Source organism: Streptococcus thoraltensis DSM 12221 (assembly GCF_000380145.1).
GTDB classification, from domain to species: Bacteria; Bacillota; Bacilli; order Lactobacillales; family Streptococcaceae; genus Streptococcus; species Streptococcus thoraltensis.
In genome coordinates this window covers 17,538-38,157 of record NZ_KB904591.1, presented here as the reverse complement: position 1 = coordinate 38,157, position 20,620 = coordinate 17,538, and the positions used below count along the sequence as shown (strand labels likewise).

17 protein-coding genes are annotated in these 20,620 nt (G+C 39.3%); 9 read left to right on the top strand and 8 right to left on the bottom strand.

Annotated features, from left to right (window positions below; genetic code table 11):
* Nucleotides 1-76: 76 nt before the first annotated feature.
* From A3IA_RS0103905 to A3IA_RS0103895, 3 genes are all read right to left on the bottom strand, one after another.
* Nucleotides 77-790, bottom strand: a complete 714-nt coding sequence (locus tag A3IA_RS0103905; protein WP_018380043.1) for a MurR/RpiR family transcriptional regulator — start codon at nt 788-790, stop codon at nt 77-79.
* Nucleotides 790-1,542 carry a MurR/RpiR family transcriptional regulator gene (locus tag A3IA_RS0103900; protein ID WP_018380042.1) on the bottom strand — a complete coding sequence of 251 codons (753 nt, stop codon included), beginning with the start codon at nt 1,540-1,542 and terminating at the stop codon, nt 790-792. Before A3IA_RS0103900 ends, A3IA_RS0103905 begins: the two co-directional genes overlap by 1 nt.
* A 98-nt stretch (nt 1,543-1,640) precedes the next feature.
* Complete coding sequence (locus tag A3IA_RS0103895) at nt 1,641-2,000, bottom strand: YbaN family protein (RefSeq protein ID WP_018380041.1); 360 nt, start codon at nt 1,998-2,000, stop codon at nt 1,641-1,643.
* 179 nt (nt 2,001-2,179) lie between these two features.
* On the opposite strand from A3IA_RS0103895, the gene A3IA_RS0103890 reads away from it, so the two are divergent.
* The 6 genes from A3IA_RS0103890 to recD2 all read left to right on the top strand — a co-directional run bounded on the left by A3IA_RS0103890 (nt 2,180) and on the right by recD2 (nt 9,087).
* Entirely contained in the window at nt 2,180-2,785 is a 606-nt protein-coding gene (locus tag A3IA_RS0103890) for an NADPH-dependent FMN reductase (protein ID WP_018380040.1), read from the top strand.
* A gap of 16 nt (nt 2,786-2,801) precedes the next feature.
* Nucleotides 2,802-4,049, top strand: a complete 1,248-nt coding sequence (locus A3IA_RS0103885) for an NAD(P)H-dependent oxidoreductase (RefSeq protein ID WP_018380039.1) — start codon at nt 2,802-2,804, stop codon at nt 4,047-4,049.
* 89 nt (nt 4,050-4,138) lie between these two features.
* Nucleotides 4,139-4,927 (top strand): formate/nitrite transporter family protein, encoded by a 789-nt coding sequence (locus tag A3IA_RS0103880; protein ID WP_018380038.1) that lies wholly within the window; start codon nt 4,139-4,141, stop codon nt 4,925-4,927.
* Nucleotides 4,928-5,005: 78 nt separating this feature from the next.
* Nucleotides 5,006-5,920, top strand: coding sequence for a ribonuclease HIII (gene rnhC, locus A3IA_RS0103875; protein WP_026217542.1), 915 nt, complete (start codon nt 5,006-5,008; stop codon nt 5,918-5,920).
* A 10-nt stretch (nt 5,921-5,930) separates the two neighbouring features.
* Entirely contained in the window at nt 5,931-6,524 is a 594-nt protein-coding gene (gene lepB, locus A3IA_RS0103870) for a signal peptidase I (protein ID WP_018380036.1), read from the top strand.
* A 61-nt stretch (nt 6,525-6,585) separates the two neighbouring features.
* Nucleotides 6,586-9,087, top strand: coding sequence for an SF1B family DNA helicase RecD2 (recD2, locus tag A3IA_RS0103865; RefSeq protein ID WP_018380035.1), 2,502 nt, complete (start codon nt 6,586-6,588; stop codon nt 9,085-9,087).
* A 574-nt stretch (nt 9,088-9,661) separates the two neighbouring features.
* Here the strand turns inward: recD2 and dinB are convergent.
* The gene (dinB, locus tag A3IA_RS0103860; protein WP_018380034.1) at nt 9,662-10,756 is read right to left on the bottom strand and encodes a DNA polymerase IV; all 1,095 of its coding nucleotides are present in this window, start codon (nt 10,754-10,756) and stop codon (nt 9,662-9,664) included.
* A gap of 391 nt (nt 10,757-11,147) precedes the next feature.
* Nucleotides 11,148-11,540 carry a hypothetical protein gene (locus tag A3IA_RS0103855; RefSeq protein ID WP_018380033.1) on the bottom strand — a complete coding sequence of 131 codons (393 nt, stop codon included), beginning with the start codon at nt 11,538-11,540 and terminating at the stop codon, nt 11,148-11,150.
* Between the two features lie 294 nt (nt 11,541-11,834).
* Here A3IA_RS0103855 and pflB point away from each other — a divergent pair, with 294 nt between their 5' ends.
* Complete coding sequence (gene pflB / locus A3IA_RS0103850) at nt 11,835-14,147, top strand: formate C-acetyltransferase (protein ID WP_018380032.1); 2,313 nt, start codon at nt 11,835-11,837, stop codon at nt 14,145-14,147.
* A gap of 209 nt (nt 14,148-14,356) precedes the next feature.
* Here the strand turns inward: pflB and A3IA_RS0103845 are convergent, their stop codons facing one another.
* Together A3IA_RS0103845 and A3IA_RS0103840 are read right to left on the bottom strand one after the other, a co-directional pair.
* Nucleotides 14,357-15,292, bottom strand: coding sequence for a serine hydrolase domain-containing protein (locus A3IA_RS0103845; RefSeq protein ID WP_018380031.1), 936 nt, complete (start codon nt 15,290-15,292; stop codon nt 14,357-14,359).
* Between the two features lie 6 nt (nt 15,293-15,298).
* Nucleotides 15,299-16,048 (bottom strand): CppA family protein, encoded by a 750-nt coding sequence (locus tag A3IA_RS0103840; protein WP_018380030.1) that lies wholly within the window; start codon nt 16,046-16,048, stop codon nt 15,299-15,301.
* Nucleotides 16,049-16,172: 124 nt separating this feature from the next.
* Between A3IA_RS0103840 and A3IA_RS0103835 the strand changes: the two genes are divergently transcribed.
* Nucleotides 16,173-17,078: a sulfite exporter TauE/SafE family protein gene (locus tag A3IA_RS0103835; protein ID WP_018380029.1), complete on the top strand. Its 906-nt coding sequence runs from the start codon at nt 16,173-16,175 to the stop codon at nt 17,076-17,078.
* 268 nt (nt 17,079-17,346) lie between these two features.
* On the opposite strand, the gene gla is transcribed toward A3IA_RS0103835, so the two are convergent.
* A complete protein-coding gene (gla, locus tag A3IA_RS0103830; protein WP_018380028.1) occupies nt 17,347-18,210 on the bottom strand; it encodes an aquaglyceroporin Gla in 864 nt (287 codons plus the stop codon).
* A 121-nt stretch (nt 18,211-18,331) separates the two neighbouring features.
* Between gla and A3IA_RS0103825 the strand changes: the two genes are divergently transcribed.
* Nucleotides 18,332-20,602, top strand: coding sequence for a Xaa-Pro dipeptidyl-peptidase (locus A3IA_RS0103825; RefSeq protein WP_018380027.1), 2,271 nt, complete (start codon nt 18,332-18,334; stop codon nt 20,600-20,602).
* Nucleotides 20,603-20,620: the final 18 nt, after the last annotated feature.

Genomic DNA, 20,620 nt, shown 5'->3' with positions numbered 1-20,620 from the left:
CTTCAGACAAGACTTTCTGAAGGTTTAGAAAAACGGTTCAATTATGGAACGTTTTTACTGTAATTGTAAAATTGTATCAATTTAATTGTAACTTCAAATATAGCATTTCAACTGCTAGTGTAAAGGAGGTGATATGCGGTATGGGCATGACACTATCATCATAGAGATTAGGGATGTAAAAACGTTCATCTGCTAAAATGGCGACTTCTTTAAAATCACTCAAAAGTGCCACGAAAATATTTTTCAACTCCTGTGGATTTTTTAAAACCAAAGGAAATTCCGCTAAAGAATCTATCTTGACCACAACTAAAACTGACGAAGACATCTGGTCCAAATGTTGTATCAGCGACTGGTTACTAGGTAGAATGACAATCACCTTCCCCAATGGAAAGAAAATGCGTTGCATGTCTTTGGCTAATCGCAATTCCAACTCCGACCTTGCGAGCAAAAAAATCTTTTCCGATGACTTAATAGCTTTGAAAAGTCGCGACGTATCATAATGATCAATATAATCTACCACTTGGTGATAGGTTTTTTTGAAATCTTCTCTTGCTAAACGTTTTTTATCAGGTTGAGCATAGATCATACTCGCTTTCAATTCTGAGAAGCCTGTAAAATCAAGTTTTTGACAAAAACGAAAGATTGTTGTTGTGGATACATGGCATTCCTTAGCTAAAGCCTGAATGGTTAATTGACTTGGCTTCGAATAGTTTGTTAAGTATTGAAAAATCAACCAATCGTTATTGGAAAACTGATTAGCATATTGTTGGACACGTTCTTGCAAAGTCATCACAATACCCCCGTAGCTTGGCAATAATCATAAAATAGTTGATCGATAATAAAATAAAAGGTTGTGCTTACTTCATAAGTTCTTGTCGTTGGTGTAACGATAGATTCAGTCGGAACATAGAGTTGATAATCTGCTAACTTAGCCATGCTGTTATTAGAAGTCTGCGTCATCACCATGGTTTTAAGAATAGAACTACGACTATCTTTCAACATGGCGATAGCTTCACTTGATTCACCCTTATAAGATAATAGACACAATAAATCATCAGGCTTAAATAGCGGTTTTAAATAGTCAAACTCTCCCCTGTCAAAAAAGACTACAACCTGCTTCCCGACAGAAGTGAGTAGATGACGTAAGGACTCAACTTCCATTTTTTGAACATTCCCTGTTCCATACAAGTACAAAATGTCCGTTTCTTGTAGCAACTGAACATATAAGCTCAAATCCTGTTTTTCAAAAATTTGATCAATGTATCTGTGATAATTGCTAACAAGGGCTGAAAAATCTGACCTAGCAGGCTTTAGCTTAGCCACTTCCTCTCGTAATAAGAACTTCAAAGCTGCAAAATTTGCGATTTCTAGTTTCTTGAGCAAACGAGAAATAGAGGACCTTGACACAAAACAGGCTTGCGCTAACTCCTGACTGGTCATTTGCTGAATATCAGCTATATGTTGATCTAAATAAGCTAAGATTTCCCTATCTTGAATCGTCAATCGTTCATCAAATTTGTCTTTTCGCTCCAACCAATTCATAGTGTCTCCTTTATAATCGTTTTCATTATAAAACATCCAGCAATCAAAAGCAAAAAGACAAAAAGGCGAATCGCAACACGACTTGCCTTCTAGCAAAATTATTTATCTGGTACCACTTGAAACAAAACGTAGGTACCAATAGCCGTACCAATAAAAAGCCCTAGCTTAATAAACCAGAAGGGAGCTAAGAAGATGGAAATTCCCATAAGAAGGTAGATTTGCCAAATCATCTTTTTCTTGCGTTCTCTAGGAATACTTTTTGTTTCTGCATAGTCAGCAACATAAAAGTCATAAATCTTACTATTTCGAAGCCAAACTTCAAATTTTTTAGAACTGCGAGCAAAACAAAACCCTGCCAGCAATAACAAAGGAGTTGTCGGTACGATAGGAAGGACGATCCCAGCAATACCTGTCACCAAACTGAGACAACCCACAATCAAATAAAATAGTTTTTTCATATCTTATATTGTACCAAAACTTCTTAACTTTTATTAAACGATTTGTTCGATATTACACAAGCATAACTATTGACAAGAACTGTAATTTTATGAAGCAATATTGACTTTTTTAGTCGGAAACGTTATCATTTTAATGTGAATTGTTTTATATTTTTAACCAGATAATTAAGGAGAATCCTATGAAACTTATTGGACTGGTGGGGACTAATTCCTCTAAATCAACCAACCGCAAGCTTTTGCAGTACATTGAAAAGCATTTTGCCAATAAGGCAGAGATTGAATTAGTTGAAATCAAACATCTACCAACTTTCAATAAACCTGCAGACAAAAAACTTCCTGAAAGTGTTTTAGAAATTGCAGCCAAAATCGAAGAAGCTGATGGTGTTATTATTGGTACACCAGAATACGACCACTCAATCCCAGCTGTCCTTATGAACGCTTTAGCTTGGTTGTCATACGGTATCTTCCCACTTCTCAACAAGCCTGTTATGATTACTGGTGCTTCCTATGGAACACTTGGTTCATCGCGCGCTCAATTGCAACTTCGTCAAATCCTTAACGCCCCTGAGTTGAAAGCAAACGTCCTTCCAGATGAATTCCTTCTTTCACACTCATTGCAAGCTTTTGACGCTGAAGGTAATCTCTTTGATTTGGAAACCATCCAAAAATTGGATGCCATCTTCGATGATTTCCGTTTGTTTGTTAAAATTACCGGAAAACTTTCAAGTGCCAAATCATTATTGCAAAAAGAAGCTGAAAATTTTGACTGGGAAAACCTAAGCTAAGCGGGAGGAGAACACTATGAAATTTGTAGGTATTGTCGGATCGAATGCAGACCAATCATACAACCGTATGCTTTTGCAGTTCATCCAACGTCACTTTAAAGTAAAATTTGAACTTGAAGTTCTTGAAATCAAAGACGTGCCAATGTTTAACCAAGACGAAGATCAGTCTGAAAACTTTGCACTTCGTTACCTTTATAATAAAATCACACGCGCTGATGGTGTTATCATCGCTACTCCAGAACACAACCATACCATCACTCCTGCCCTCAAAAGCACTTTAGAGTGGTTATCATTTGGTGACCGTCACCCATTTGAAGACAAACCTGTTATGATTGTTGGTGCTTCATACTATGATCAAGGAACATCACGCGCGCAAGTTCACTTGCGTAAAATCCTTGACGCACCAGGTGTTAATGCTTATACCCTTCCGGGTAACGAATTCTTACTTGGTAAAGCTAAAGAAGCCTTCGATGACAATGGTGACCTTATTAATCAAGGAACTATCGATTTCTTAGGTTCTTGCTTGGATAATTTCATCAAATACGTAGGAGTTGTTAAACAATTGCAAAAACCAAAACCAATTGCACCTGAAGATTTGTATGCTACAAAACCAATCAAAACAACCATTCAAGGTATTGATCCTGATGATCCAGATTGGTTGGACAAAGCAGCTGCTCAAGTCAATGCGGTTGAGGGCGACACTTATGTAAAATTGGATAACGGGCTTTTGACAGTCGATCAGTTAAACATGTTCCTTAACGCTATGCCATTTGAATTGACATACGCTGATGATAATAACCAATTCTTGTATTACAATAACCAACATCAAGAAGCATCAACCATGCTCGGTAAACGTGTTCGCGAACAAGTCGGAAACCGTTTAGCAACCGTTCATGACACACTTCCTCCTGCACGCATGAAGAATGTTGAGTGGGTTGTTGGGAGCCTTCGTAACGGTAACGAAGAATACGTTCGTACTATTGTCCCAGGTACTCCCCCTGAAATCATCAACACTCATAACTATCAAGCGATGTACTATCCAGATGGTTCTTACGCTGGTATCAACGAAATCATCTTTAACTTTAAACCATGGTTAGATTGGTACCTCCAAACGACTGGACAGCACCTGGCTGGTGGTAAGGCTCCTGCTGGTCATGCCGCTCCTGCTGCCGATGCTACTTCTGGGGCTTCTGATGCCGGTGGGCACAATGATGCTCCTGCAGCCGCAGAAGCCGATGCTACTTCTGGAGCATCTGAAAGCTAAGAATCCCTTAAAAACGGGAGGGTTACCTTCCCGTTTTCTTTGGGCTATAAATCTTTGTAATATTAATCACAATAAAAAGGAAAACATTCATGTCACAATTTCAAGATAAAATCTTTGCTGCTTGCGCAAAAAAAGAAGCACTATTCAGTGAAAGTCTCGGTCGTTACGCTCTTCGTTCCATGTTTGCCGGTGCTTTCTTAACCATGTCTACAGCTGTCGGTATTATTGGTGCTGACACCATTTCAAGTCAATTTCCAGCTCTTGCTAAGTTTGTTTTTACTTTTATTTTTGCTATTGGTTTGGTCTACGTCCTTATCTTTAATGGCGAGCTAGCCACTTCAAATATGATGTATCTAACAACTGGCGCCTACTATAAGGTTATCAGCTGGAAAAAAGTTGTCACTATCCTTCTTTACTGCACCATTTTCAACTTGGTTGGTGCCCTTATCTTAGCTTGGCTCTTTAACCAATCCTACGCATTTAGTCATCTAACAGAACAATCCTTCGTTATCAAAACTGTTCAAACAAAACTAGCTAAAGATAACTGGATGGCATTTATCGAAGGTATCACTGCCAACATGTTTGTTAACATTGCCATTCTAGGTTACATGCTTCTAAAAGAAGAATCAGCTAAGTTCTTCGTCGCTGTATCAGCCATCTTTATGTTCGTTCTCATCTCAAACGAACACTTGATTGCAAACTTCGCCTCATTCATGTTGGCTGGTTTTAGCCCTGTTGAACATATTAAAGGCTTTGATTTACTTAATATCATCCGCCAATGGGTTGTGGTATTCTTTGGTAACTGGATTGGTGGTGGACTCTTCATCGGTATCGCCTACGGTTGGTTAAATAAGAGCCAAACAAAACACATTGACTAAGGATATAACCCTTAAGAAGATTGAAAAATCTTCTTTTCTTTTGCCCTTTTTTAGAGGTGATATGGTAAAATAATGGCTATGAATACTTTGGTTTTCCAACTACCCAAGACAACTATCCAAAATCTCTCCGAGCAGTTAACTGTCTATCAAACTAGCAACAACAATCCCTACGTTGCCTTTGCTGCTAAGCATATGAATGCAACATTTTTAGCCTATACTTCAGGCAAAGTTGTGATTCAAGGCAATGGTGCGTGGGATTTGGCAAATTATCTCAAATTAGAAGCAACTCAAACTAAACACAGCTCCCCTGCAAAGTCCATTGAGTCAAGGCAAAATCTACCAATGATTGGAACTGATGAAGTTGGAAATGGTTCTTATTTCGGAGGCCTTGCTGTGGTAGCTAGTTTTGTCAGACCCGAAGATCACGACTTCCTAAAATCACTCGGTGTCGATGATTCGAAACAAATGACTGATCAAAAAATACAAGCCATTGCTCCTCTTTTAGAGGAAAAAATTCCCCATCAAGCTCTGCTATTATCACCCCAAAAATACAATCAGGTGGTCGGAAAAGGCTTGAAACACAATGCCGTTTCAGTCAAGGTCGCCTTGCATAATCAGGCTATTTTCCTTCTCCTTCAAAAAGGGGTTCAAGCCGATAAAATTGTGATCGATGCCTTCACTTCGCCAAGTAATTACCAGAAGTACGTTTCCAAAGAGAACAATCAAGTCACACAGGCTATCACCTTGGAGGAAAAAGCTGAGGGTAAATATCTGGCTGTTGCTGTCTCATCAATTATTGCGAGGGCGATGTTTCTGGAAAACCTCAAAACCTTAGGCGAGGATGTCGGTTTTCAATTACCAAGTGGCGCTTCTGCCAAGTCCGATAAGGTGGCAAGTAAGCTACTAGCTGCCTATGGAATGGAAAGCCTAGCCTACACCGCTAAATTACACTTTGCTAACACCCAAAAAGCACAAGCATTACTCAAAAAATAAAGGATTTATCATGAAACGTTTTATTAAAGAATGGGGAGTATTTATCCTATTTCTAACTGTCTTTTTCTTGACCCGTTGGTTGGTCTGGTTCACTGTTACCGTTGACGGACACTCAATGGATCCAACTCTAGCCGACCGTGAAAAATTACTGGTCGTTAAAACAGCAAAAATCGATCGTTTCGACATTGTTGTTGCCGACGAAGTAGAAAATGGGACTAGAAAACAAATTGTTAAGCGTGTCGTTGGTATGCCGGGTGACACCATCACCTATAAAAATGATAAACTCTATGTTAACGACAAGGAAACAAAGGAAGCCTATCTCACAGACTACAAGAAACGTTACCAAAAAGATAAACTTCAAAAAACATACTCTTACAATCCCTACTTCCAATCTTTAGCGCAAGCAAGTGACGCTTTCACTCAAGATAATTCTGGTAAGACAACCTTTAGCGTTAAAGTGCCTAAAGACCAATATTACCTCCTAGGTGATGACCGTATTGTATCCAAAGATAGCCGATCTGTTGGAAGCTTCAAGAAAGATACAATTGTCGGAGAAGTCAAATTCCGTTACTGGCCTGTTACTGAAATTGGCACATTGAAATAAACAACTAAGAGGCAGGACTTTCGTTCCAGCCTCTTTTCCTACTAAATGCAAAGGAAATGATATGACAAGCTATTTTTCTGGCACAATCGACCGTATTATCTTTGAAAATGCCAGCAATTTTTTTAAGATTTTACTACTCGAAATTGATGATACCAATAGTGATTTTGACGATTTTGAAATTATCATCACGGGAACTATCGGTGATGTCATAGAAGGTGAAACTTATACCTTTTGGGGAGAACTTGTTCAGCACCCAAAATATGGTCAGCAACTTAAAGCAGACCGCTATGAAAGAGCTAAGCCGACCGCTTCAGGACTCATCAAATACTTTTCTAGTGAGCATTTCAAAGGTATTGGTCGCAAAACAGCAGAAAAAATCGTCGAAATCTATGGTCAAGAGCCCATTGATAAGATTTTAGAAGATCCCAGTCAACTGGATAATATTGCAGGATTATCCAAGGTTAATCGTGAGAGCTTTGTCGCCAAACTTAAGCTCAATTATGGATACGAACAAGTGCTGACCAAACTAGCCAAGTACGGCCTAACTTCTAAACTTGCCCTCCAAGTCTTTAATCAGTATCAGGACCAGAGTATTGCCATTGTTGAGGAAAATCCTTATCAGTTAGTAGAGGACATACAAGGAATTGGCTTCAAAACTGCCGACCAACTAGCAGAACAATTGGGCATCGCCGCTGATGCAGCACAACGTTATCGGGCAGGAATTATCCACACCCTAACAGAAAGGTCTATCCAAACTGGAAACACTTATACTGAAGCTCGTGAACTTCTCGAGATGACCCTTTACCTGCTGGAATCTAGCCGCCAAATCGAATTAGAACCAAGTCTAGTTGCTGCTGAATTGACCCATTTGATTGAAGAAGATAAAATCCAAACTATTGGAACTAAGGTTTTCGACAACACCCTTTATTATGCTGAAGAAGGTATCCACAAAAACCTCACACGGCTATTAAAAAATGATGAAAAGCTTAGTTTTCCACAGGAAACTATCGCTGAGGAAATAGAGCGTGTTCAAGAAAAATTAAAATTAACCTACGATGACATTCAAAAAGAAGCTATCGCTAAAGCCCTAACTAATCGCGTCTTTATCTTAACTGGAGGTCCTGGTACAGGTAAAACTACAGTTATCAATGGGATTATTGAAGCTTATGGACAACTTCATAAGATTGATACCCACAAAAACGAACCTCCCATTCTTTTAGCTGCTCCTACTGGTCGAGCTGCTCGTCGAATGAATGAATTAACAGGACTACCTTCTGCCACTATCCACAGACACTTAGGCTTGACTGGGGATAACGATGACTACCAAGCTTTAGATGATTATCTGGATGCTGATTTAATCATTGTGGATGAATTTTCCATGGTAGATACCTGGTTGGCTAACCAGCTCTTAAGTGCCATTTCTACACGAAGTCAGCTTATTATCGTAGGAGATAGCGACCAACTACCATCTGTTGGACCTGGACAAGTTCTGGCTGATTTATTAAAGGTTCAAGAATTGCCTCAAGTTCGTCTAGAGAAAATTTTCCGCCAAACTGAAGATTCAACTATCGTCACTCTGGCAAGTCAGATGCGCCAAGGGCAACTACCAAGTGATTTCACCGAGAAAAAAGCTGACCGCTCCTACTTTGAAGCGCCAGCTGTTCATATTCCTCAAATGGTGACTAAAATCGTCTCCTCAGCAGTCAAAAGCGGGATAGATCCTCAAGAAATCCAGATTCTTGCCCCCATGTACAAGGGAGATGCTGGCATCAACAACCTCAATAATCTGATCCAAAACCTCCTAAATCCACTTAACGATGGTTTAGAATTTGCCTTTAATGACCAATATTTTAGACAAAATGACAAGGTTTTACACCTAGTCAATGATGCTGAAAACAATGTCTTTAATGGAGACATCGGCTATATTACGGATTTACTTCCCGCCAAATACACTGATAGCAAGCAAGATGAAATCACTATCCAATTCGATGGCAATGAAGTAGTCTATCCTCGTAACGAGTGGGGAAAAATCACGCTAGCCTACGCCATGTCTATCCATAAATCGCAAGGAAGCGAGTTCCAAGTTGTTATCCTTCCTATCACACGCCAGAGTGGACGCATGCTACAACGTAATCTGGTTTACACAGCCATCACTCGCTCAAAAAGTAAACTCATCCTCTTAGGTGAAGTAGCCGCCTTTGATAAAGCCGTCCATACAGAAGGTGCTGTCCGCCAAACTTGGTTGGTTCAACGTTTCCAAAACGAAAATATCTCAAATCAAACTGTGCACAAGTTATCCACAGATAGGAAACAAACAACCCAAAACAATGCGGACAACCTGACATCTGATGCCTTTCAAAAAACCACCAAATCCCTTGATAACACTGATTTTCCAGATAAATCCACAACTTATCAACAGGCTGTGGATAAGCTTGTTAATAAACCTATGGATAAGGTGGAAAATTATCGTTTAACAGCTGATAATATACTAAGCATTGACCCCATGATTGGAATTACCGAGGAAGACCTCAAGCAATTTTTTAAGACAAAAGTTAAAAGCTAGTCACAACAGTCTCTCAAGAAATGTAAAAACTCCTCTAAACGACACAACATAACTATAAGACCTAATTGAAACTAAAACAAACTCTTAGAAACGTTGATTTATACACATTGAAAATCAAAATCAGACAAAGCGACACAGATAGCAGATAGAACTGAAGTTCTTCGAACATAAAGTCAAAAAGGTTTGAATTTGGTTCTCAATGAGTATTATAATCTTTTGAACTAACTTTGCTACATGGTCACTTTCGACTTGCCATATTCAAGTACTGTCCGCGTCTTTTTCCGTTCCTTGTTCTGAAAGTTAATTCATTTGACTATAGTAACCTTTCTGAGAGATTTTATTTCCCAAAGAAAACTTGAAAATAGACTTTCAGAACGTAAACAAACCCTTGAAACCTTGATATTTCGGAACACCTCACAGGGAGACGGAGAATAATTAAACTTTTAGAAACGCTGTTATGTCAGCGTTTTTGAGAGTTTTTTTGTTTTTGCCTACAAAGAAAAAAGATTGGAGAAAGATGTCCAAAATAGACTTTTTCTTCAATCTGTGTCATAGCAGCGATTAGTCCTTTGTTTTAAAATAAAGATGCTTCAACACTCATACCATCCAATAAGCCTGTCACAGTCACGCCCAAAAGTCTAACCCCAGAAGGTTGGTTTTCCAGTTCATCATAGATACGATGCGCTTCTTGTTCAATCACTTCGAAAGACTGGCTAGCTTCTGCTAAGGTGTGTCGCTTGGTTAAGGTTGTAAAATCAGCATAGCGAACCTTGATAACAACAGTTTTCCCCAACTTTTCATTTTTAATCAGTGTCTCAGCGACGCGTTGAGCATTTTTGGATAGCTCTGCTTTGATGTCTTCCTCATTATAGAGAAGTTTTCCGTAAGTACGCTCACTCCCTATCGACTTGCGAATGCGATTTGGCTTGACTGTGGCGTTAGAGATTCCCCTTGCCTTGCGATATAGATCATATCCGAAACGCCCAAAATGATCAATTAAAGTCATTTCAGACAAAGCCAGTAAGTCCTTACCCGTCTTAACATTCAAGTCGTGTAATTTTGCCACTGTTTTTTTCCCCACACCGTGAAATTTCTCAATCGGCAATGTTTCTAAAAAAGCCTGAGCGTCTTCTGGTAAAATCAGCGTTAAGCCTGCTGGTTTCTGAAAATCAGAGGCTAATTTTGCTAAAAATTTATTATAAGAAACACCTGCTGAACACGTTAGGTGCAACTCATTCCAAATATCATGTTGAATGAGCTTAGCAACCTTAACAGCTGACTTGAGATTGAGCTTATTAGCCGTTACATCTAAATAGGCCTCATCAATCGACATTGGTTCCACCAAGTCAGTATAACGTTTAAAAATATCGCGGATTTGGTTACCAATTTCTCGATATTTTGCATGATTCCCAGAAATAAAGATGGCTTGTGGACATCGTTCGTAAGCTTCTTTTGAACTCATCGCCGAATGGATCCCAAACGCTCTAGCCTCGTAAGAACACGTTGCTACCACACCGCGACCACCCGTTTCTCTCGGATCTTTAGCGATTACAACTGGTTTGCCCTTCAAATCAGGATTGTCACGCACTTCCACCGCAGCAAAAAAAGCATCCATGTCAATATGGATGATTTTGCGACTGGTATCATTGACAAGTGGAAATATAAGCATAGGCTCCCCCTTTACCATAAAAACCACATTCGACTATCTTGAACTGCCTTGTAACTACATCTCTTTCTTCGCGACCTAAGAGGAAATATCTAACTAACCTTTATATACAGCAACTCTCTCAAGCCTATCAAATCTACAAACAAAACTAAAGCCACAGTGCATTTATAGTCTTTTGAATCAACTTTGATACATGATCACTTTCGACTTGGCGTCCTCATACTCAATGAAAATCCAAATCAGACTAGACGACACAGATAGCAGATAGAACTGCAGTTCATCACATCAAGTCAACAGGGTCTACTTTTGATTTTCGAAGAGTATCAAGTACTGTCCGCATCTCAACTGCTTGTTCTGAAAGTTACTTCATTTGACTATAAAAGCATAGGAGGAATTAGGGCGTTCTAAAAACATCTAAAACAGTCTTACCTGCACCTAAAAGAATTAGTCCTATTCCCCAAAAACTTGACAGACCTCCCAGAGCAATTGATATAAGATAAAGACTAGTCCCTAAAATCATTAAAACAGGATTTAGCATGAGCAAGTACTTCCCAGCGTATTGTGAAACAGTGTTCCAAAGGGCAACGGGACGCAGGAAGCTAACCCCAAAGATAACCAAGCTCCCCAGTAATCCACTGAAAAACGACCAATTACTAAAATAATTTTCTAAACTAACAGACGACACAAAGATGCCAAAACTATATAAAACTGCCGCAATGGCTAAAAGACTAAGACCAATAGCAATTGCGTATAACTGATATTTTTTCAAAAAAATTTTGGGCATCATGATTGCTTTCTAATACGGTTGATGGTTTTTATTATACCTTATTTTTTATGGAAATGCTCAGCTCTCATTCCTAAACTAATGACAGTCAACATCTTTAAGCTCCATCAGCTGAGGGGCAAGAACTTATTAAACGAGCGTTTTATAATACAGTTATAGCCATCAGTTCTCAACTGTATTATAAAAGAAAAGTTATAAAGTCAAGCAATTTGCTTGTGAAATCGTTTTCGGATTGATATAATAATTTGTGTAAAGTGTAACAGATGGTCTGTTACTAGATTTGAAGGAGAAATTCTTATGGCAACTGTCAAAACAAATACAGACGTTTTCGAAAAAGCTTGGGAAGGCTTTAAAGGAACTGATTGGAAAGAAAAAGCAAGTGTCGCTCGATTTGTACAAGCTAACTACACACCCTATGATGGTGATGAAAGTTTCCTAGCTGGTGCAACTGAACGTTCACTCCACATCAAAAAAATCATTGAGGACACTAAAGCAGAATACGAAGCAACTCGTTTCCCAATGGACACACGTCCAACTTCAATCGCTGATATTCCTGCGGGCTTCATCGATAAAGAAAATGAAGTAATCTTCGGTATCCAAAATGATGAGCTCTTTAAACTTAATTTCATGCCAAAAGGTGGTATCCGTATGGCGGAAACTACTCTTAAAGAAAATGGCTATGAGCCAGATCCTGCTGTGCATGAAATCTTCACTAAATATGTAACAACAGTTAACGATGGTATCTTCCGTGCTTACACATCAAATATCCGCCGTGCTCGTCACGCCCACACAGTTACTGGTCTTCCAGATGCTTACTCACGTGGACGTATCATCGGGGTTTACGCGCGTCTAGCTGTTTACGGTGCTGACTTCTTGATGCAAGAAAAAGTTAACGATTGGAACGCAATCACAGAAATCGATGAAGAATCAATCCGTCTTCGCGAAGAAATTAACCTTCAATACCAAGCGCTTGGTGAAGTTGTTAAACTTGGTGACCTTTACGGTGTTGATGTTCGTCGTCCCGCTGAAAACGTTAAAGAAGCTATCCAATGGGTTAACATCGCCTTTATGGCTGTCTGCCGTGTTATCAACGGTGCTGCTACATCTCTTGGACGTGTGCCAATCGTTCTTGATATTTTTGCAGAACGTGACCTTGCTCGTGGAACATTTACAGAGTCAGAAATCCAAGAATTCGTTGATGATTTCGTTCTTAAACTACGTACTGTAAAATTCGGTCGTACAAAAGCTTACGATGCTCTTTACTCAGGTGACCCAACCTTTATCACAACATCAATGGCTGGTATGGGTAACGACGGTCGTCACCGTGTTACAAAAATGGACTACCGTTTCTTGAACACACTTGATAACATTGGTAACTCACCAGAGCCAAACTTGACTGTTCTTTGGACAGACAAATTACCATACTCATTCCGTCGCTACTGTATGGCAATGAGCCACAAGCACTCTTCAATCCAATACGAAGGTGTAACAACAATGGCTAAAGATGGTTACGGTGAAATGTCATGTATCTCATGTTGTGTATCACCACTTGACCCAGAAAACGAAGAGCAACGCCACAACATCCAATACTTCGGTGCTCGTGTTAACGTCCTTAAAGCCCTTCTTACAGGTCTTAATGGTGGATACGATGACGTTCATAAAGACTATAAAGTCTTCGATATTGACCCTGTGACTGATGATGTCCTTGATTTTGATACTGTTAAAGCTAACTTTGAGAAATCACTTGACTGGTTGACAGATACTTACGTAGATGCGCTTAACATCATTCACTACATGACTGATAAATACAACTATGAAGCTGTTCAAATGGCATTCTTGCCAAGTCACCAACGTGCTAACATGGGATTTGGTATCTGCGGATTTGCCAACACTGTTGACACATTATCAGCTATCAAATACGCTACTGTTAAACCAATCCGTGACGAAGATGGATACATCTACGACTACGAAACTATCGGAGAATTCCCACGCTGGGGTGAAGACGATCCTCGTTCAAACGAATTGGCTGAATGGTTGATTGAAGCTTACACAAATCGTCTCCGTAGCCACAAGCTCTACAAAGATGCAGAAGCAACTGTGTCACTTCTTACAATCACTTCAAACGTTGCCTACTCTAAACAAACAGGTAACTCACCGGTTCACCGTGGAGTATATCTCAACGAAGATGGTACAGTTAACACATCTAAAGTTGAATTCTTCTCACCAGGTGCTAACCCATCAAATAAAGCGAATGGTGGATGGTTGCAAAACCTTAACTCACTTGCAAGCCTTGACTTCTCATACGCTGCTGATGGTATCTCATTGACAACTCAAGTATCACCACGTGCTCTTGGTAAATCATTCGACGAACAAGTGTCAAACTTGGTAACAGTTCTTGATGGTTACTTTGAAAACGGTGGTCAACACGTTAACTTGAACGTTATGGACCTCAACGACGTTTACGAAAAAATCATGGCTGGTGAAGACGTTATCGTTCGTATCTCTGGATACTGCGTAAATACTAAATACCTCACACCAGAACAAAAAACTGAATTGACACAACGTGTCTTCCACGAAGTTCTTTCAATGGATGATGCTATCCAAGCTTAATTCCTCAAAACCTTACCTGTGGGTAAGGTTTTTTGCTTTTAGAAGATACAAAAAAGCCAGTTTAATGAAAACTGACTTTTGATAAACTCTTATTCTTATCCTCAATGAAGATCAAAAGCAAACCTCGTTGACTTGATATGATGAACTTCAGTTCTATTTACATCGGTATCGCCTAGTCTACTTTTGATTTTCGAAGAATATTAAACGTCTTAGTTGACTAGATTTAAGACATCAACCATGACAGCCATTAGTTCCTTTCGCTTAGCAATCCACTCTGGACGATTATCTTTCTCATAAGTCCGATTCGTCAAAAAGATGATGGCTTGTTGAGCTTTGCGATTAGCCATGATAAAGGAGCCCGTGTAACCCGTATGGTCGATCCAATCCCCATCTAGATTCCAGCCTAAGGCACGTCTTTTTTCAGGCGATGGGCTGAGATTTTCCCACAAATCTTTGGCAAAATCATCTTGTAAATAATGCTCTAAAAATGTTTCTAAATCCTTAACTGTTGAAAACAAGCCTGCAGAACCTGCGTGTTCTTTTAAAACTTTAGCTTTCGGGTCGTGGACGAATCCATCTGAAATCCCCTTAACTGTTGGAACTGCTTGACTATTTGGACCAAAATTCGTCTGAGTCATTTGCCAAGGATTGAAAATTTCTTGCTTAAAAAGTTGATTTAAAGATAAGCCACTCACCTCTTCTAACATGAAACCTAAAAGTAAGAAGTTTATATCAGTATATAAGAAGTCCTTCTTATCCGTCACGCTAATCTGATTAATAGCTGCCTTTAGTTCAGCAGAATTTAGCTGATCACGATTAGGGATAAAAGGATCAATGCCAGAAGTATGTGTTAAAAGCTGACGAACCGTCACACCATCATTTTTAAAATCTGAGTAATAAAATGATAAGGTTTTATCTATATCAAGCTTACCTTGATCAACTAAGAAAGCAGCCACAGTGGCAACACCCACAACTTTAGAAACACTAGCCAAATCATAAACTAAATCTGGCTTGACAGGATTTTCCCCATCAATCGTCCCTAAATAATACTCCTGCCAATGACCTTCCTTGAAAATAGCTAAGCTTGCGCCATGATAAAGATTTTCAGCAATCTGTTGATTGACTTTTTCTAGGATTTTTTTCATAGAGGTTTATTTGCTGAACCAAATCTCAATATTACTTGGATCAGAAACGACAACAACTCGAGCTTTCTTATCAATATAGGGTGCTAAATCCTTAGCATCTAGATATTCATACAAAGCAACCAAGTCATACTCTTCTGGTACTCGAAAATCAAAGAATTCGATGTCCCAGGTAATCTGAGGTTCAATTGTCAAGTCTGGTCCTTCTGCAGTCTCGAAAGTCAAATGAAGCGGTAATTTCCCTTCAAAAGCCTCTTGGTAGAAGGCCTGACTGGTACTGATATCCGGTACGTTCAAAACAACCTCTTCAACATGGAAATCTGATAAGCCCTTAAATTCTGGATTAAGATCTACTTCAAAAGATGTCACTTGTTCTAGGTCTTCAATGGCATTTTCAGCATGAATTAAAATGGCATCTCCCTGTGGAGATACCGTTTCAAAAGCATATCCTTCCTTACCTTTAAAGATGTAACGAGCCTCAGCACCACGAGCTAAAAGTTGTGCAATTTCAGTAGCTTTTGCTTTGATGACTAAGCAATTTAACTTCTTGGTACCTTCAACTGCTCTTGTACGATAGGTTGGAGATTCTTCTATAATGAAACGGATTTCTTTGGATGCATAACCAGATAAAAAAGCCAAGGCATTTTCTTCGCTTACTAGCTTCATGCCGAGATTTTTTTGTAAGAATTCTAAATTTAAATCCCGTTCTTCAACCCTTATAACCGGTGATCTGAAGGTAATATCTGTAAATAATGACATAGCGTCCTCCTTATTCCTACCTATTGTATGCGAAAATGTCTTTTTTGACAAGAAATTATATGTAAGTTAGGAGATTTTAATGAGAGATATTTACATTTCAGCGTTTTTTCAGTAAACTGGTAGAATGGCTGATAATATTATCTTACATCTCATACAATTTTTTTTGGTAATAGCAATTATTACCATTGCAAGTTATCTTATTTTTTATATCAAAAAAAATAACATTGACCCCTTCAAGCGTTTTTGGACTGGTTTTGGTATTGGCTTGACGACCGACCTGTTAGATACACTTGGTATTGGATCATTTGCCACGACAACAACCCTATTCAAAGCGACTAAAATGATTGACGACGACAGTCAGTTACCAGGTACCATGAATGCTGTTCATGTGATTCCTGTCTTAATTCAATCCCTCTGCTTTATCTTGGTTGTTAACGTTGAACCCCTCACTCTTGTCAGCATGGCCGGTGCTTCATTTATAGGTGCCCTTTTTGGTACTAAGATCACTAAAAACTGGCATACCCCAACTGTCCAAGGAATACTAGGAACCTTGCTTATCATCGCTGCCTTAATCAGCATTTACCGCATGTGGTCCAACCCTGGTGCTGATATTGTCGAAAGTGCTCATGGCTTAGAAGGTATTTGGCTAGCCGTCGGTATTATCTTTAACCTAATCATCGGGGTATTGATGACTATGGGACTTGGTAACTACGCTCCTGAACTCATTTTCTTTTCACTCATGGGACTAAGTCCTGCGGTTGCAATGCCTGTGATGATGCTTGATGCTGCTATGATTATGACCGCATCAACAACACAGTTTGTGAAAAATGATCGTATCAGTTGGAATGGCTACGCAGGCATGGTTTTAGGAGGAATTGTTGGTGTGCTAATCGCAGTTGCTTTCTTGTCAAACCTCAACCTCAATAGCTTGAAAGTGCTGGTCGTCATTATTGTACTCTTTACAGGAAGCATGCTCATTCGCTCATCCTTGAAACCTCAACTAAAAGACAAACAAGCTAGACATCACTAAACAAGAGAAAATGGGGCGGTCATCTCTGGTTGCTTGGCAATCAAGAATGACCGTCCCAACTTTTTTCACTTTTTAGCTAAACTTTATATCATAGAGTTTAAAAAAATCCCTGAAATCATATTTTCAAGGATTTTTATTTTTGTATAGTCGTTTGAATTAACTTTGATACATGGTCACTTTCGACTTGTCGTACTCATACTCAATGAAAATCAAGTACTGTCCACGTCTTGCCTTCCTTATCTGAAAGTTAATTTATGTGACTATGATTTTATGCGTAAAGTAGTTTGAAAAGTGCTACTGCTGCGATACTTGCAAGGATTGGAGCAACAACAGGGACCCAAGCATACCACCATCTTGAACTTCCTTTGTGCTCACCAAGAACTGATTTTGGTAAGAAATGGTGTAATAAACGTGGACCGAAGTCACGCGCTGGGTTAAGACCTGGACCAGTAGGACCACCAAGACTAGCGACAAGTGCCATAACAAGGAAACCAAGTGCCATGTGAGCTACTGCTGCACCTGCTGAAGTAGAAGCGATTAAGCCCCCTTGTAATTTTTGTCCTGCATTAAGAGCTGCTATATCTACACCTTGCTTTGATATAAATTGGATAGCTTCAGCTCCAAAGAAGTTTTTGGTCATTGCCATTGCACCTAGGAAAAGGACAAATGAACCAAAGAACTCATTGACAAAACCATTGATTTGAGCGCCTTTACGAGTATCAACAACCTCAGTATCTAAAGATGAAATCGTTGAGAATGAGCCTAAAATATGACCTGCATTTTCTGTTGCTAAGTAGTATGGACGGTAAGCTGCTACAACTACTGCTTGCCCTGCAATAGCTCCAAGAACTTGTGCAAGGATGTAAGGCGCTACCTGAGCCCATGGGAAGTAACCTGAAACAGCTAACCCAAGTGTAAAGGCTGGATTAATATGGTTACCAGAAACATTTCCAAACATAAGGGCAGGAATCATAACCCCCATACCATAACCAATTGCAATGGTTAGCCAACCACTCGCATGACCTTTTGTTCCTTTAAGTTCAACATTTGCAACAGCACCATTACCAAGAATGATAAGAAAAGCTGTTCCAAGAAATTCTGTAATATACTTTACAGTCCATGTAACATCCATGTTTTGATGATCCTTTCAAATTAGTGAATTAGTTCTTTTTCGACATTGTCCATTTTATCAAGTATAATAGAGAAAGTAAAGCTAATCTCAAAATTAAAACGTTTACTTATGGAGGCTCTTTATGAAATACAATCAATACAGCTATATCCCAACAACTTCAGAACAAGCACTGATAGAACTGACAGCTCTCGGGTTCAATATTTCTTTAGAGGCCTCTTTAAAAACCAATCTAGAACAGTTTATTCGTAAAATCTTATCCTTACAATTCAAGAATACAGATTATGGTCTTGCGCTGATGAGTGCAGATGTCAATTCTGATTTATTGTCTTTCTTTCAGTCAGATAAGACATTATCACAAGCCCATTTCTATACTATCGTCCTTCAACTGTTAGGATTTGTTCCTAATGTTGATTTTACAGATACTTCATCATTTATTAAGGAAATTGCCTTTCCCGTAGGATTCGACGACAGCGTCCTACCACTTCATCATTTATTAGCTACTCGTACTAAATCTGGCAATACCCTAATTGATAGTCTGGTAGCTAAAAACTTGATTCCAGTTACTAATGAATACACATACTTTAACGGAAAAAGTCTAGCAACCTTTAATACTACTGACCTTATTCGTGAGGTCGTTTATGTAGAGTCTGGTGTTGACACCGATAAAGATGGGCACATTGATCTCGTCAAAGTCTCTATTATCAGACCAAAAACCCATCTGAAATTACCTACCATGATGACCGCGAGCCCTTACCATCAAGGCGTTAATGAGCCAGCTAGCGATAAAAGAACCCATAAAATGGAAGGGCAATTACTCAAAAAAGAAGCTAATAAGATTTCTGTTGAAACCAGAGACATTACTGTTTTAACATCAAACAGCATGGCTGATGATGTTCAAGAAACAGAAGAAGCTTTTCTTTATCCAAATAGTTATACGCTCAACGACTACATGCTTGCACGTGGTTTTGCCAACGTTTACGTATCAGGTATCGGTACAATCCAATCTGACGGCTTTATGACAACAGGTGATTATCAGCAAGTTCAAGCCTATAAAGCTGTTATTGATTGGCTAAATGGTCGTGCTCGAGCCTTTACAAGTCATGATCGTAAGCGCAGTATCAAAGCCACTTGGGCGACTGGCAAGGTGGCTACAACTGGTCTTTCCTATCTGGGAACCATGTCAAATGCCCTGGCAACAACGGGCGTTGATGGACTTGAAGTGGTCATTGCTGAAGCTGGTATCTCATCATGGTACAACTATTACCGCGAAAATGGTCTTGTTACCAGCCCTGGTGGATACCCTGGTGAAGATTTAGATACCTTGACTGAATTCACCTATTCACGAAATCTCTCTGCTGGAGATTACCTGCGTCAAAATACTAAGTATCAAGAGCTGCTCAAGAAACAAAGCGCAGCTATTTCCCGTGAAACCGGCGATTATAATCAATTTTGGCATGATCGTAACTACCTAATACATGCTGATAAGGTTAAGGCGCACATGGTCTTTACCCATGGTACTCAAGACTGGAACGTCAAGCCAATCAACGTCTACAATATCTTTAACGCCCTGCCCGAAACTGTTTCTAAACACCTCTTTCTCCACCATGGCGCTCACGTTTACATGAATGCTTGGCAATCCATTGACTTTAGAGAAAGTATGAACGCTCTCTTGAGTCAGCTTATTTTAGGACAACAAAGCAACTTTGAACTACCAACTGTTGTTTGGCAAGATAATACAACTCCTCAAACTTGGCAAGACCTTGAGTCATTTGGCAGTGACCGCTATGAAAGCATTGAACTAGGTTCTGGTCTGAAAGTCATTGACAACCATTACAACGAAGAGGACTTTACCCGTTATGGAAAAGATTTTAATAGCTTTAAAACGGATTTATTTAACGACAAGGCAAATGCAGTAACTATTGATTTAGAACTTCCAAAATCTCTACGTATCAATGGCTCCATCAAACTTAATCTGAGACTTAAATCAAGCATTGACAGAGGTCTTCTTTCAGCTCAAGTCCTTGAAGTTGAGACCCAAAAATACCTCCAAGCTATTCCCGTCCCCAAGGGGAACAGTGTGGATAATGGTCGCTTCTTCCAGATGGAGGCTTTAAGAGAATTGCCTTTTAAAGAAGCTAAATCACGTGTCATTACCAAAGGGCATATCAATCTTCAAAACCGCAATGACTTACTTACAGTTGAAGACATCACCCCCGATCAATGGATGACCTTTTCTTTGAAACTTCAACCAAGTATCTACAGCGTCAAGGCCGGTGCCAAACTGCATGTCATTTTATACACAACAGATTTTGAACACACTATTCGTGATAATTCGAATTACCAATTAACTATTGACCTTGAGCAGTCTCAATTCGTTATTCCCTACGATTAAGCAGCCCATTCAAAAATC